The organism is Mailhella massiliensis, assembly GCF_020741395.1.
GTDB classification, from domain to species: domain Bacteria; phylum Desulfobacterota; class Desulfovibrionia; order Desulfovibrionales; family Desulfovibrionaceae; genus Mailhella; species Mailhella massiliensis_A.
The window spans coordinates 1-14,294 of sequence record NZ_DYZA01000139.1 but is presented as its reverse complement, the minus strand read 5'-3'; the positions used below and the strand labels follow the sequence as shown (position 1 = coordinate 14,294).

Annotated in this window: 10 protein-coding genes and 1 riboswitch; of the genes, 2 read left to right on the top strand and 8 right to left on the bottom strand. The window is 60.9% G+C overall.

Annotated elements, in window-relative coordinates; translation table 11 throughout:
• Both K8W16_RS06935 and K8W16_RS06930 read left to right on the top strand, forming a co-directional pair.
• Positions 1-1,084 (top strand): hypothetical protein (locus K8W16_RS06935; protein WP_304122406.1); only part of this gene is annotated, 1,084 nt, incomplete at its 5' end.
• 24 nt (positions 1,085-1,108) lie between these two features.
• The gene (locus tag K8W16_RS06930; RefSeq protein ID WP_304122404.1) at positions 1,109-1,699 is read left to right on the top strand and encodes a 4Fe-4S single cluster domain-containing protein; all 591 of its coding nucleotides are present in this window, start codon (positions 1,109-1,111) and stop codon (positions 1,697-1,699) included.
• A 101-nt stretch (positions 1,700-1,800) separates the two neighbouring features.
• Here K8W16_RS06930 and K8W16_RS06925 read toward each other — a convergent pair whose 3' ends face one another.
• The 8 genes from K8W16_RS06925 to gcvT all read right to left on the bottom strand — a co-directional run bounded on the left by K8W16_RS06925 (position 1,801) and on the right by gcvT (position 13,742).
• Entirely contained in the window at positions 1,801-5,481 is a 3,681-nt protein-coding gene (locus K8W16_RS06925) for a phosphoribosylformylglycinamidine synthase (protein WP_304122403.1), read from the bottom strand.
• Positions 5,482-5,566: 85 nt separating this feature from the next.
• Positions 5,567-6,604, bottom strand: a complete 1,038-nt coding sequence (gene purM, locus K8W16_RS06920; RefSeq protein ID WP_304122401.1) for a phosphoribosylformylglycinamidine cyclo-ligase — start codon at positions 6,602-6,604, stop codon at positions 5,567-5,569.
• A 3-nt stretch (positions 6,605-6,607) separates the two neighbouring features.
• Positions 6,608-8,029 carry an amidophosphoribosyltransferase gene (locus K8W16_RS06915; RefSeq protein WP_304122399.1) on the bottom strand — a complete coding sequence of 474 codons (1,422 nt, stop codon included), beginning with the start codon at positions 8,027-8,029 and terminating at the stop codon, positions 6,608-6,610.
• A gap of 13 nt (positions 8,030-8,042) precedes the next feature.
• Positions 8,043-8,723 carry a phosphoribosylaminoimidazolesuccinocarboxamide synthase gene (locus tag K8W16_RS06910; RefSeq protein ID WP_304122397.1) on the bottom strand — a complete coding sequence of 227 codons (681 nt, stop codon included), beginning with the start codon at positions 8,721-8,723 and terminating at the stop codon, positions 8,043-8,045.
• A gap of 748 nt (positions 8,724-9,471) precedes the next feature.
• The gene (gene gcvPB / locus K8W16_RS06905; protein WP_304122395.1) at positions 9,472-10,911 is read right to left on the bottom strand and encodes an aminomethyl-transferring glycine dehydrogenase subunit GcvPB; all 1,440 of its coding nucleotides are present in this window, start codon (positions 10,909-10,911) and stop codon (positions 9,472-9,474) included.
• Positions 10,908-12,224: an aminomethyl-transferring glycine dehydrogenase subunit GcvPA gene (gene gcvPA / locus K8W16_RS06900; RefSeq protein WP_304122393.1), complete on the bottom strand. Its 1,317-nt coding sequence runs from the start codon at positions 12,222-12,224 to the stop codon at positions 10,908-10,910. Before gcvPA ends, gcvPB begins: the two co-directional genes overlap by 4 nt.
• 1 nt (position 12,225) lies before the next feature.
• Positions 12,226-12,609, bottom strand: coding sequence for a glycine cleavage system protein GcvH (gcvH, locus tag K8W16_RS06895; protein ID WP_304122391.1), 384 nt, complete (start codon positions 12,607-12,609; stop codon positions 12,226-12,228).
• A 50-nt stretch (positions 12,610-12,659) separates the two neighbouring features.
• Complete coding sequence (gcvT, locus tag K8W16_RS06890) at positions 12,660-13,742, bottom strand: glycine cleavage system aminomethyltransferase GcvT (protein ID WP_304122389.1); 1,083 nt, start codon at positions 13,740-13,742, stop codon at positions 12,660-12,662.
• A gap of 139 nt (positions 13,743-13,881) precedes the next feature.
• Positions 13,882-13,962, bottom strand: a riboswitch (glycine riboswitch).
• Positions 13,963-14,294 lie beyond the last annotated feature (332 nt).

Sequence of the window (14,294 nt, the reverse complement as noted above, 5' to 3'; positions counted from 1 at the left end):
GGGAAATATTATACATGCCGGTGCGTTGAAAACGGGTAATTATCTCGTGGCGCTGGGGAAAAAAGATTCAAAAGGCCTCATACGCGTCGATACGGAGGGCGCGATATCTGACGGGGCTTCCATACGTCTTTATTTGGAAGGCAGGGCCGTGTCCTGTGAAAATGACCAGCTCTGCCTTGCGGATGTTCCGGTTGAGATACGGCTTGAAAAAGTGATGGAGCCGGGCAGGGCTGCCCCTCCCTCTGATCTGCGGGCAGACGAGGAAGACGACGACTTCCTTCTTGATGATCCCGTGGAGACTGAGAAGGAGGATGAAGGGGATCGGAGCGGCTCCCATGAAGAGGCGCAGGCCGAGCTTTCCAGCTCCGGCGGACTGGCCGATCCGGCGTCAGAAGCCCGGGACCAGCGTGAAGCACGACCTTCCGATGCCGTGCAGGGAGCGACGCCATACCCTCTGGAGGAGAGCCTGAGGGAGCTTTCCGAAAAGGAGGAGGCTTTAAAGGAGCGCATCCGTCTGCAGGAGGAACTTCTGGCCCGGTATCAGAAGAAGAGCGAGGAGTACGCCCGCCTGGACAAGCTTTCAAAGCAGCTTGAAGAGGAGATCGGCAGGCTTTCTTCGATGGGGGAAGCAGAGCTGGAGGCATGCAGGGAACATCTGGAGAGCCTTTCATCGGCATTGCCTGCCCCGGAGAAGGCCATGAAGCTTTTTCTGGCGGAGAACAGGTTGACGGAACGGCTCATGGAGGAGCTGGAGAGGGGCAGGGATCTGAAGGAGCGGCTGCGCTCGCAATGTGCGGCTGCCGAGAAAGAATATGAAGGCCTTCTCCAGGATATCGCTGCATTGAAGACGCAACTGGAGCAGAAGAAAAGCGATTTTCTCAAGGTACAGGATGAAGAAAAGCGGCTGAAGGAAAAGCTGCAGGAGTGGATCGAGGAAGACCTCCAGGTGGCGGAAGCATTGTCGGCTGCGGATTTGCAGGATGCGCTTGTCGTCATTGAGAGGAAACTTTTGGAATGTGACCGGATTCTCGATGAGCGGATAAGGCGGAGTACGGAAGCCGGGCCTGAGCCCATGGGTTTTTAAGCCGTGTTCTCATGGGATGCCGGCATGCTGAATGTTGCCGCATATCGGGTAGCGACGGATATCCTTGGGCCCGGTAGGCGGCTGTGCATATGGGTTCAGGGCTGCAAGCGGCGCTGCCCCGGCTGTATTGCACCGGAATGGCAGGCGCTGCGCCCGGCCATGCTGTTTTCCCCTGAAGAGTTTGCCGGGCGCTGTGCCGGAATGGTGTTTGACGGAATTACGCTTTCCGGCGGCGAGCCTTTTCTGCAGGCGCCGCAGCTTGCCGCCTTTCTTTCCCTCCTGCCTCACAGGGGAAACGTCATCTGTTTTACGGGCAACAGATATGAGGAACTTTGCGGAGACCCTGATGCCGAGCTTCTTCTGCCATATATAGATGTGCTCATTGACGGCGAGTATAAAGAAGAGGCCAATACGGGGGCAGGGCTGCGCGGCAGCGACAATCAGCGGATCATCGCTTTGAAGGAAGGGCTCTCCGTATCAGCCCTGGAAACGTACCCGCGCAGGCTGGAACTTCACGATGAGGGCGACGGGACGCTTCTTGTCGGTATTCCCGACAGGCGCGCATGGGCGTGCATCACTTCTTTTTTTGAGGGGAAAAAACGCCGCATCTCCTGAAAAAGCTCGAAAGGGTATTTGTTTACGCGGGCGGCGGAGCCGACGCCCGCCCCGGCCGGACAGGAAGAAAAGCCGGGGAAGCATCTCCCCCGGCTTTTCTTTTAGAGGCTGAAGTAGTCTTTGGCCGATTCAAAGAGGTGCAGGTCGTAATCGCCGGGCACGTTCTTGTAGAGGCCGGCCCCCGTGCGTTCGGAATGGCCCATTTTGCCGAGCACGCGGCCGTCGGGCGAGGTGATGCCCTCTATGGCCCATACGGAACCGTTGGGGTTGAAGTCCACGTCCATGGAGGGCTGCCCTTCAAGGTCCACATACTGCGTGGCGATCTGGCCGCCCGCTCTCAGCTTTTCCAGCAGGGAAGGTTCGCACAGGAAGCGCCCTTCGCCGTGGGAAACGGGAACGGAAACGATATCGCCCACGTTCGCGCGCTGCAGCCACGGAGAGAGGCGGGAGCAGACGCGGGTGCGCGTGATCTTCGACTGGTGACGGCCTATGACGTTGAAGGTGAGGGTGGGGCATTTCTCGTCGGTGTCGATGATTTCCCCGTAGGGCACGAGACCGAGCTTGATGAGCGCCTGGAAGCCGTTGCAGATGCCGAGCATGAGGCCGTCGCGTTCCCTGAGCAGGCGCATGGTGGCGTCCGCTACTTCGGGGTTGCGGAAGAAGGCGGTGATGAACTTGCCGGAACCTTCCGGTTCGTCGCCGCCGGAGAAGCCGCCGGGCACGAAAATGATGTGGCTTTCACGCGCGGAGCGGGCAAAGCGCGCGGCCGATTCCGAGACTTCTGCGGCGGACTGGTTGCGCAGCACCATGATTTCAGGCTCAAGCCCTGCGCGGAGTACGGCGCGGGCGCTGTCGTATTCGCAGTTGGTGCCCGGGAATACGGGGATGAGCACCTTTGGCCTGGCTACGCCCACGCGGGGCACGGCCACGGGAGCCTTATCCGAAGCGATCACGGGCACGGGGGATGCGTCCTCTGCCGTGCGGTTAGGATAAATGCCTTCCAGCACACCTTCATTCAGGGCGAGAAGCTCGTCCACGGATGCGATGTCCGCACCGAGGCTGACCATGCCGTCGTCAGTGGTGAAGCCTATCTTGCGGCCTGTTGCGGCTTCTTCGGAAAGTTCCGCCACAATGGCCCCGGGCATGGGCTTGTACCACGCTTCGTCAATGCTTGCGGCAAAGCCTGTTCCGTTGCCGAAGGACATGTTCATCACAGCTTCCGCCACGCTGTTTTCCACGGCCCATGCAGCTCTGACCACACCTTTTTCCCTCAGGGCGGCAACGTCGTCCCAGCAGGCTTTGAGGGCTTCAGCCTCTTCACTTTCAGGGGCGAAGAGGTACACGGGATGCCCCGCTTCCTTGAATTCGGGGGAGAGTATGTCCCCGGCCTTTGCCGGGGCAATGGCGAAGGAAATGAGGGTAGGGGGCACGTCCATGTCGAGGAAGGAGCCGGACATGGAGTCCTTGCCGCCTATGGCCGCCACGCCGAGGCCGAGCTGGGCGTCCAGCGCGCCGAGCAGGGCGGAGAAGGGCTTGCCCCAGCGTTCCGGCTCATCGCGCAGTTTTTCAAAATATTCCTGAAGGGAGAGATAGGCTTTATGGTAATCGCAACCTGCGGCGACGAGACGGGCCACGGAGCTGACCACGGAGCGGTATGCGCCCCTGTAGGGATCAAGGCTCATCTGATCCGCATCGAAGCCCCAGGCCATGACGGAGCAGTCGTCGGTTTCCTGGCCGGGAAGCACGGGCAGGAGCGCGGCCATGGCCTGAGCGGGAGTGCGCTGACGCACACCGCCGAAGGGCATGAGCACGGAGCCTGCGCCGATGGTGGAGTCGAAGCGTTCGGCAAGGCCCCGGCGGGAAGCGCATTTCAGGCAGGAGGCAGTCCCGCGCAGGCTGGAGGCCGCAGGTGCGTCCATGAGGGTGCGGTCCTTGGCGGGAACCTTCACGCAGGTATGCTTGGAAGCTCCGTTGGTATCGAGGAAGGCGCGGGAGAGGTTCACTATGGTCTTTCCCTGCCACTTCATGACCATGCGCGGCGCTGCCGTGACTTCCGCCACCTGATAGGCTTCCAGGTTTTCCTTTTCCGCAGCGGCGATGAAAGCGGCGGCATCCTTTGCGGCCACCACGCAGGCCATGCGTTCCTGCGATTCGGAAATGGCAAGTTCCGTGCCGTCCAGGCCTTCGTATTTCTTGCGTACCGCGTCGAGGCGGATTTCCAGGCCGGGGGCGAGCTCGCCTATGGCCACGGATACGCCGCCCGCGCCGAAGTCGTTGCAGCGCTTGATGAGCCGCGTGACGTTGCCGTCGCGGAAAAGGCGCTGTATCTTGCGCTCTTCCGGCGCGTTGCCCTTCTGCACTTCCGAGGCCATGGTCACGAGGGATTTGCGGTTGTGGCTCTTGGAAGAGCCGGTAGCCCCGCCTATGCCGTCGCGCCCTGTGCGGCCGCCGAGAAGGATGACTACGTCCCCGGGAGCGGGGCGCTCGCGCACCACGTTTGCAGCCGGGGCGGCGGCCACTACGGCTCCCACTTCAAGATGCTTGGCCACATAGCCCTTGTGGTAGACTTCGGAAACCATGCCCGTGGCAAGCCCTATCTGGTTGCCGTAGGAGGAATAGCCTGCCGCGGCGGTCTGGGCCAGCTTGCGCTGGGGGAGCTTGCCCGGGATGGTCTCGGCAACAGGAGTGCGCGGGTCGCCGCAGCCGGTGACGCGCATGGCCTGGTACACATAGGCGCGGCCGGAGAGCGGATCGCGGATGCAGCCGCCGATGCAGGTGGCCGCGCCGCCGAAGGGCTCGATTTCCGTGGGATGGTTGTGCGTTTCGTTCTTGAACATGAGCAGCCAGTCCTGCTCCTCGCCGTCCACTGTGGCCGTGACATGGATGGAGCAGGCGTTGATTTCCTCGCTCTGATCCATGTTGCCGAGAAGGCCGCGCTTCTTCAACGCCTTGGCCGCGATGGTGGCCATGTCCATGAGTGTCTGAGGACGGAGGGACGCCTTTTCTTCGCCGTACACTTCCACGCGGGCGGCAAGGTAGCGCCTGTAGGCCGCAAGGGTCTCGTCGTCCAGAATCTCTGCGGAGTCGATATGTGTGGAAAAGGTGGTGTGGCGGCAGTGATCGGACCAGTAGGTATCTACCACGCGCACTTCCGTGATGGTGGGGTCACGCTTTTCCTCATCGCGGAAATGGGCCTGGAGAAACTTGAGGTCGTCCAGATCCATGGCAAGGCCCAGCGTGTCGAGCAGCGCTTTCAGGGCGGCCTCATCCATGGCTGTGAAGCCTTCCACCCGGCTCACGCCGGTGGGCAGCTCGTATTCCATGCGCAGGGTCTCCACGCGTTCAAGGCTTGCTTCGCGCGCTTCCACGGGGTTGATGAGATAGCGCTTGATTTTTTCCACATCGTTTTCGGAAAGTTCTCCTGAGAGCAGGAAGACGCGCGCCGTGCGCACGGCGGGCCGCTCCCCCTGCGTCATGAGCTGGATGCACTGGCTCGCGGAGTCGGCTCTCTGGTCGAACTGGCCGGGCAGGTATTCCACGGCAAACGCCGTATGATCGCCGGCAGGAAGCTCTTCGCTCACATCGTCGACCTGCGGTTCGGAAAAGACGGTCTTCACCGCGCGAAAGAAGGCTTCTTCATCCAGGCCTTCCACATCGTAGCGGTTGATGAGCCGAAGCCCGGCAAGGGAAGAGATGCCGAGCAGGGTGCGAAGCTCGGCAAGCAGCGCTCCGGCTTCGTGCCGCAGGGCGGGCTTTTTCTCTACATAGATGCGTCTTACCATTCTCGAATTCCTTTGCAGCGGGCAGGCCGCCGCATGTCGGCAGGGACAGCCGGGCCGCGCCCGCCTGCGCAGGCGCGGCCTTGCCTCAGGCGAGGACGACCTTTTCCTCGCCGGAAACGATTTCTCCAAGGATATAGGCTTCGCAGCCCCCGTTTTTCAGCGCGGCGAGGGCCTTGTCCGCCGTGTCGCGCGAGACGATGACGGTCATGCCCACGCCCATGTTGTAGGTGTTGAACATGTCGCGTTCGGGGATATTGCCCTCGCGCTGCAGCATGGGGAATAGGGCCGGGGTGCGTATGGCGGCCTTTTCCACTTTTGCCGAAAGCCCGTCGGGCACGCAGCGGGGGATGTTCTCATAGAATCCGCCGCCGGTGATGTGGCTTATGCCGTGCACCTCGGCTGCGGCTATGGCCGCGAGCACGGCCTTTACATAGATGACGGTGGGGGTGAGCAGAGCCTCGCCCAGCGTCGTGCCGAGTTCTTCGCAGTACCTGTGAAGATCCGCGTGCTCCACGTCGAAGACTTTGCGCACCAGGGAGTAGCCGTTGGAATGAAGCCCGGAAGAGGGCAGGGCGAGCATGATATCGCCTTCGCGCATGCTTGTATGGTCGATGATCTTTTCCCTGTCCACCACGCCCACAGCAAAGCCCGCGAGGTCGTAGTCGTCGGCCTTCATGGTTCCGGGATGTTCGGCCGTTTCGCCGCCGATGAGGGCGCAGCCCGCCTGAACGCAGCCTTCGGCCACGCCGGAAACAAGCGTGGCCACCTTTTCCGGTTCATTCTTCCCTATGGCAATGTAGTCGAGGAAGAAGAGGGGCTTTGCGCCGCAGCAGATGATATCGTTCACACACATGGCCACGCAGTCGATGCCCACGGTGTCGTGTTTGTCCATGAGCTGGGCGATGCGCTGCTTGGTGCCTACGCCGTCGGTGCCGGAAACGAGCACCGGGCGCGCCATGCCGGCAGTGTCGGGCTCGAAGAGGCCGCCGAAGCCGCCGATATCGGACACTACGCCGGGGATCATGGTGCGCTCGACATGGCGCTTCATGAGGCGCACGCCCTCATAGCCGGCTTCGATGTTCACGCCCGCGGCGGCATAGGATGCGGAGTGGGAATTGTTCATGGCTTATCCTTTTCCATTCCAGCAATAGGTGCAGATCTTCTCCCTGTCGATGCCGATGGCCTCCAGAAGCCCGTCCAGCGACTGATAGCCCAGCGAGTCGAAGCCCATCTTGCGGCAGATGGCCTTGAGCAGGCTCTTGCCGCGGGCGGTGGAGGCATCGGCGTATTCCTCGAGGTGCCTGTGGCCCTCGTGTCCTTCCAGCTCCTGAATGATGCGCCGTGCCAGAAGGTCCATATCGGAATTGCCGCGGGAGAAGTTGAGGTACTTGCAGCTGTACATGATGGGCGGGCAGGCGGAGCGCATGTGGACTTCGCCGGCGCCCGAGGCGAACAGAAAGTCTACGGTTTCCCGAAGCTGCGTGCCGCGCACGATGGAGTCGTCCACAAAAAGGAGTTTCTTGCCCTGGATGAGCTCCGGCACGGGAATCTGCTTCATCTTGGCCACCTGGTTGCGCACGGCCTGGTTGGCGGGCATGAAGGAGCGCGGCCAGGTGGGCGTGTACTTTACGAAGGGCCGTGCGAAGGGCAGCTTGCAGCGGTTGGCGTAGCCTATGGCGTGAGGCGTCCCGGAATCGGGTACGCCCGCCACATGGTCCACGTCGGGCAGGGTACCGCGGGCCACTTCGTCGCGCGCCATGATTTCGCCGTTGCGGTAACGCATGAGCTCCACGTTCACCCCTTCGTAGTTGGAGTTGGGGTAACCGTAGTATGTCCAGAGAAAAGCGCAGATTTTCATGGGCTTTTCTGCAGGAGAGAGTGTTTCGAACCCTTCGGCCGTGATGCGCACGATTTCGCTGGGGCCGAGCTCATAGGCGTCTTCATAGCCCAGCTTGTGATAGGCGAAAGACTCGAAGGATACGCTGTAGCCCGTGCGGCTCCTGCCGATGTGCACAGGCAGCCTGCCCATCCTGTCTCTTGCGGTGATAATGGCTTTCTCCGTGAGAAGCAGAATGGTCATGGAGCCTTCGATGGTGTCCTGAGCGTGGCGTATGCCTGCGACGATATCGTCTTCTTGATTGATGAGCGCAGCCACCAGCTCCGTAGGGTTGACCTTGCCGGAGCCTGTGGCCATGAACTGATGGCCGTGGTCGGAAAAGTACTCGCGCACCAGCTGTTCGGCGTTATTGATGATGCCGACGGTGCATATGGCGTACAGTCCCAGATGGGAGCGCACCAGAAGAGGCTGCGGGTCGATATCGCTGATGCAGCCTATGCCGCTGCATCCCTGGAACTCGGACAAATCCTTCTCGAACTTGGTCCGGAAGGGGGTGTTCTCAATATCGTGAATCTGACGCTGGAACCCGAGCTTCGGGTCGTAGATGGCCATGCCGCCCCGGCGTGTGCCGAGGTGGGAGTGGTAGTCCACGCCGAAGAATATGTCCAGGACGCAGTCCTCTTGAGAAATGGCTCCGAAGAATCCTCCCATGGTTCTTTAGCTCCTACGCGAAGAAGAGCTTGGAGAGCGTCATGGGGTCGATGTACTCGCCGTCCTTGTACACGCGCATGTTGCCGGAGGCGATTTCATCGATGAGCATGACTTTGCCGTCGGCGTCGTAGCCGTATTCGAATTTGATATCGTAGAGGGTAAGGCCCTTTTCGGCGAGGTCGTCGGCCACGATGCGGGTGATCTTCTGCGTCATGTCCTTGATATCTTCATACTGCTGTTCCGTCATGACGCCGAGTACCACGAGACCGTCCTTGGTGACCAGAGGATCGCCGAGGTCGTCGTTCTTGAAGGTGGTTTCCACATAGGCGGGAAGGTCGGCCCCGGATTCCACATAGTCGCTGTAGCGGCGCAGGAAGCTGCCCACGGCCTTGAGACGGCAGATGACTTCAAGCCCCTTGCCGAAGACCTTGGCGGGGAGCACTTCCATGGTGGTATCGGCGAGGTTGGCGTTCACATAGTGGGTCTTGATGCCGGCGGCGTTGATCTTTTCGAAGAAGTAGATGGACATGCGGAGGTTGACGTCGCCCACGCCTTCGATGGTGAGGCCTACGGAGTTTTCGCCGGGATCGAACACGCCGTCCTTGCCGGTGCAGTCGTCCTTGAACTTCAGAAGATAGTTGCCGTTGTCCAGAGCGTACACGTTCTTGGTTTTTCCGGTGTAGACAAGATTCATGAGAAATTCCTCCCTGAGGGGTGTTGGGGTGTGAATATGCAGTGAAGGGCGGGCAAAGCGGGGAAGAGAAAGCGGGAGCCCGCTCCGCCTCCGTGTCCGCAGGGCGCGCCCGCGCCGAAAAGAACATGAGAGGGGCAGCCTTGCTCCCGGTGGACAGGCTGCCCCTCTTGGTGTGACATGATACGGTTCCCTTCCGTATACCATGCCTGCGCGAGGTTGTTCTCTGCCTTTACTTCTTTCAGGCGGAGCTTCGCGGGCATGGCAACAACATGGATGCGGACGAAGAGCGCTGTGGATGCAGGGTGCGCGCCAAGGCCGCAGGAGCGTGCCGGGGCATGCGTTTTTGCGGCGTTTTTCTTCGTGTAATGGCTCCCGGTGAGGGCCGGCTGAGTGCTCATCGCGTTCATGTTGTTAGATTGAAGGAAAAACAAAGAATCAATATAGCCCTTTTCAAGGTGCTTCGCAAGAGGCGTATGGAAGCCTTTCCCCGCAGGCGGCTTCTTCGGGGAAAGCAGAGCAGCCTGCTCTCCGGGAAGGGCATCCATGCTTTTTTTGTGAGAGGTTGAACAGCCCCTGCGACATGGGGGGGAGAGACATGGCCGGATCGGAAAAATGTGCAGAAGAAAGGCGGAAGAGGGCTTCTCCTGTGCATCGTGGCGGTACCGGAAGCAGCAAGGCCCGGTCGGAACGCAGGTACGTCCGGGGCCGGGCCTTTTTTTACTGCAGCGCGCCGTTTTTTTCTCAGGGATTATCCCTGTCCGAAATCATAACGCAGCACGGGCGTGCGCGCGGCGCGCACTTCATCCGGCCTGCCGATGGGGCAGCGGTGCGGGGCGCCGTGCAGGTATGCGGCATCCTTTTTCGCCTGTTCCAGAATGGCGATGAAGGCATCCGCCGCGTTGTCCAGCGTTTCGGGGCTTTCGGTCTCCGTCGGCTCCACCATGAGAGCTTCGTGCACGATGAGCGGGAAGTACATGGTCGGCGGATGGATGCCGTAGTCCAGGAGCGATTTCGCCACGTCCATGGCGGAGACGCCCATTTCGTTCTTCTGCTTTTCCAGCGACATGACGAATTCATGCATGCAGAGCGTATCGTAGGCCATATCGTAGTGGTCGGCGAGCTTCTTCATGAGGTAGTTGGCGTTGAGCACGGCCACGGCCGAAGCTTCAGGAATCCCCTCGCGCCCCAGGGTGAGGATATAGGTGAGCGCCTTCACGGCTACAAGGAAGTTGCCGTAGAAGGAACGCACCCTGCCCATGCTTTGTTCCGGCCTGAAGAACATGAAGCGGTCTTCTTTCTTCCGTACGCGGGGGCCGGGCAGGAAGGGTTCGAGAAAGGCCTTGCAGCCCGCCGGGCCGCAGCCCGGCCCGCCGCCGCCGTGGGGCGTGGAGAAGGTTTTGTGCAGATTGAGGTGCACGCAGTCGAAGCCCATGTCGCCGGGGCGGGCATGGCCCATGACGGCGTTGAGGTTCGCGCCGTCGTAGTAGCAGAGGCCCCCTGCCTCGTGCACGATGCGCGTGATATCGAGAATATGGGGATCGAACAGGCCCACGGTGTTGGGGTTGGTGAGCATGAGCCCGGCCGTATCCGGCCCCACGGCCTTTTTGAGCGCCTCAATGTCCACGCCGCCTTCGGCGTTGGAGGGTACGGAAACTACGGTGAAGCCCGCCATGGTGGCGGAGGCGGGATTGGTGCCGTGGGCGGAATCGGGCACGATGATCTTCGTACGCGCCGTATCCCCCCTTGACTGATGATAGCGGCGGATGAGCAGAAGGCCGGTGTATTCGCCGTGCGCCCCGGCGGCGGGCTGAAAAGTCATGCCGTCCATGCCGGTGATTTCACAAAGCAGCCTTTCCGCCTCATAAAGCGTTTCAAGGCAGCCCTGGGCGCTTTCTTCCGGCTGGAGGGGGTGTATATCGGTAAAGCCCGGCAGGGCGGCCATTTCCTCGTTCACCCTGGGGTTGTACTTCATGGTGCAGGAACCCAGGGGGTAGAAGCCCTTGTTCACGCCGTGCGTCTGGGAGGCGAGTTCCGTATAGTGGCGGCCGAGATCCACTTCCGCCATTTCCGGCAGGCGGGGAGCGGCGGCGCGCAGCCGGGAAGAAGAAAACTGCGCCTTTTCCACGTCGCAGGCGGGGATGAGGCTTTCGCAGCGCCCGGGGCGGCTTCTTTCAAAAAGGAGTTTCATTGTGCGCATACCTCCCGGATGGCGGTGACGAGTTCATCCATGTCGCTTCTGGTGCAAAGCTCGGTGCAGCACCACAGAATGCCGCCTTCCACGGGCAGGCCGCCGAGTATGCCCCGCTCTGCCAGCTTCTTGCAGAGAAGCTCCGGGTCCATGGGGCAATCCGTGAGAAATTCATGGAAGAATTCCCCGTGATGACGCAGGGAGAACCCGGGCACGGAGGAGAGTTCTTTTGCCAGATAATGGGCATGGGCAGCGGAATTTTCCGCCACGCGGGCAAGCCCCTGCGGCCCCATGGCCGCGAGGTAGACCGAAGCCGTCATGGCGCAGAGGGCTTCGTTGGAACAGATGTTGGAGGATGCCTTTTCGCGGCGTATGTGCTGCTCGCGGGCCTGAAGGGTGAGCACGAAGCAGCGGCGTCCTTCCCCATCCGTCGTTTCGCCCACGATGCGGCCGGGCAGGCGGCGCATGAGTTCCTTTTTGCAGGCCATGAAGCCGAGATAAGGCCCGCCGAAGCCGAGAGGCATGCCGAGAGGCTGCCCTTCGCCCACGGCTATGTCGGCTCCGTATTCCCCGGGAGTTTTCAGAATTCCGAGAGAAATGGGGTTCGCGCCCATGACGACCCTTGCTCCGGCTTCGTGCGCCGCAGCCGTGATGGCGTCCATGTCTTCCAGCACGCCGTAGTAGTTGGGGCTCTGTACATAAACGCAGGCCGTGCCTTCCGAAAGCGCGGCGCGCAGGTCATTCACGCGGGTGGTCCCACCGGAGGAGGGAAGCACGGTGACGGGTACGCTCCGGCTTTCACAGTAGGTTTCCACCACTTCGCGCACCTGAGGGTCGGCCGTGCCCGCGAGAATGACGCCGTTTCTGCGCCGCTCCAGGCACATGAGGCAGGCCTCGGCCGCGGCCACGGCCCCGTCGTACACGGATGCGTTGGACACGTCCATGCCGGTGAGCTCGCATATCTGCGTCTGATATTCAAAGATGGATTGCAGCACACCTTGGCTGATTTCCGCCTGATAGGGTGTGTAGGCCGTGACGAATTCCTCCTTGGAAGTCACCGTCTTCACGATGGAGGGAATGAAGTGGCGGTATGCACCCGCACCGCGGAACACACTGCGGAAGCGCACATTCTTTTCCGCAAGGGAGCCCACCTTCCGCGCAACTTCCATTTCACTCAGGCCTTCGGGCAGGTTCAGTTCATGAACGCGCGCTTCGTCGGGCACTACCTGAAAAAGCTCTTCCATGGAAGAAAGGCCGAGCGAGGCAAGCATGGCCTTTCTTTCTTCTCCGGTTGCGGGAATGTAGCTTCCCATGCTACGCCTCCTCGGCCTTGCACACGGCCTCATAGCCTGCGGCGTCGAGGAGTTCGCCCACGCTCTCCGCACCGGAAACCTTAATGAGCCAGGCATCGTAGGGCGCTTCGTTGAGCAGGGCGGGGTTTTCGGTAAGGGCTTCGTTCACGGCGGCCACGGTGCCGGATACGGGGCTGAACACGCCGGAGACGGCCTTCACGGATTCCACGTCGGCGAAGGACTCGCCCATGGTCACGGCGTCGCCTTCCTGCGGAAGTTCGATGAACACAATGTCGCCGAGGGCGCTCTGAGCAAAGTCGGTAAGGCCGATGACGTAGAGGTCGCCTTCGGTTTTGATCCATTCATGGGAAGCGGTGTACTTGAGTTCGGCGGGAATGTTGGACATGGTGCTCTCCAGTGGGATAAATGGTTGGCGTTGCGGGAACAGGACGAGGTTCAGCGTTTGTAGAAGGGCAGGGGGACGATTTCGGCGCTCACACGGCGGCCGCGTATGTCCACCTCAACCACGGTGCCCGGGGCGCTGTGCGAAGCTTTCACAAGGGCCATGGCCACGGCCTTGCCCACGGCGGGGCAGTGTGTGCCCGAGGTGGTCGCGCCGATGAGCGTATTCCCGAGATACACATCCTGATGCTCGCGCGCGATGCCTCTGCCCGTCATGACGAGGCCTACGCGCACGCGGGAAGGCTCTCCCGCCTCCACCAGGGCGGATCTGCCGATGAAGTCCGGCTTGTCCATCTTCACCCCGAAGGCAAGCCCGGCCTCAAGGGGGGTGATCTCTTCATCCATTTCGTGACCGTACAGGGGCATGGCGGCCTCAAGGCGCAGAGTGTCGCGTGCGCCGAGCCCGCAGGGGATGAGCCCTTCCTCCTTTCCCGCTTCGCGCAGCAGCTTCCAGAGCGGGACGGCGTTTTCCGGTGCAGTGTAGATTTCATAACCTGCCTCACCGGTGTAGCCCGTACGGGAGATCATGCAGGCCATGCCGTTTATGGAAATATCGCGCACGGCGGTGTAGTATTTTTTCGGCATGGCGTCTTCGGGGAGAAGCTTTGCGAGAATGGCGGGAGAGGCCGGGCCCTGAAGGGCAAGCTGGGCCACGGAATCGGAAATGTCCTCAGCCATTGTACCGGGAAGAAGGTTCGCAGCCATGTGGGCGTAGTCCTTGTGGCGGTTGGCCGCGTTGACTACGGCAAGGTATTCCTCCTCTCCGAATTTGTAGATGATGAGGTCGTCGATGACGCCGCCTTTTTCATTGCACATGATGCTGTAGCGCACCTTGCCCACGGGCATGTTCGTGAAGTCGTTGGTGAGCAGGCGGTTCAGCGTTTCCAGCGCAGAAGGTCCGGAAAAACGGATTTCTCCCATGTGGGACACGTCGAACAGGCCGGCCGCCTGCCGTACGGCCATGTGTTCCTTGATGACGCCGCTCCCGTACTGTACGGGGAGCAGATAGCCGGCAAAGGGTACGATTTTGCCGCCTTCCGCGATGTGGACATCGTAAAGAGGGGTTTTCAGCTCCATGGGCCTTCTCCTCGGAAAAGGGGGAATAAAAAAGAGGCACAGACAACGAACGACTTCGCCATCTGTGCCTCTGTTACTAACCTGAAAGATTCTCCGCCTTGCGGATTGCCTCATTGGTGCAGCGCTGCTTTCCAGAGTTTGTCCAGAACCGGTCCTTTTGCCTGAGAGTTCTCGCAGCCCCTTCGGCTCCACCACAGGTGGCCTCTCCCGGATCCTTCATCCAAATCCATGCCTGCCCTATGCGTTTGAAAGAACCACAGAAAAACTGCCGTTCTAAATTGCTTGTACAGTACCACGGGCAGGGAACAAGGTCAAGGCGCGCCGCGCTTGCGATGCGTTTCTTCTTTGCCGTCGCTCAGGAGAATATCGGATGTGACGGAAAAAAGGGAGAGGAAGGCGGGAGCGCGATATTCTCCGGTAAAGAGCCGTCTCTGCCGGGCTCCGGGAGAAAGACAGCATCCGCTTTGCCTGCATCCCGCGGGAAATGGAGAGCTGTCTTTCGCTTCTGTACGCCCGACGTGCCTTGCCTCTGCGTTTTTTCTTCAGCTCCAC

Bases quoted from the DNA above. Each gene is read 5' to 3' on its own strand.
- K8W16_RS06910 (WP_304122397.1), bottom strand. From the start codon at position 8,723: ATGAATCTTGTCTACACCGGAAAAACCAAGAACGTGTACGCTCTGGAC.
- K8W16_RS06925 (WP_304122403.1), bottom strand. From the start codon at position 5,481: ATGGTAAGACGCATCTATGTAGAGAAAAAGCCCGCCCTGCGGCACGAA.
- gcvT (WP_304122389.1), bottom strand. From the start codon at position 13,742: ATGGAGCTGAAAACCCCTCTTTACGATGTCCACATCGCGGAAGGCGGC.
- K8W16_RS06915 (WP_304122399.1), bottom strand. From the start codon at position 8,029: ATGGGAGGATTCTTCGGAGCCATTTCTCAAGAGGACTGCGTCCTGGAC.
- gcvPB (WP_304122395.1), bottom strand. From the start codon at position 10,911: ATGAAACTCCTTTTTGAAAGAAGCCGCCCCGGGCGCTGCGAAAGCCTC.
- purM (WP_304122401.1), bottom strand. From the start codon at position 6,604: ATGAACAATTCCCACTCCGCATCCTATGCCGCCGCGGGCGTGAACATC.
- gcvH (WP_304122391.1), bottom strand. From the start codon at position 12,609: ATGTCCAACATTCCCGCCGAACTCAAGTACACCGCTTCCCATGAATGG.
- K8W16_RS06930 (WP_304122404.1), top strand. From the start codon at position 1,109: ATGCTGAATGTTGCCGCATATCGGGTAGCGACGGATATCCTTGGGCCC.
- gcvPA (WP_304122393.1), bottom strand. From the start codon at position 12,224: ATGGGAAGCTACATTCCCGCAACCGGAGAAGAAAGAAAGGCCATGCTT.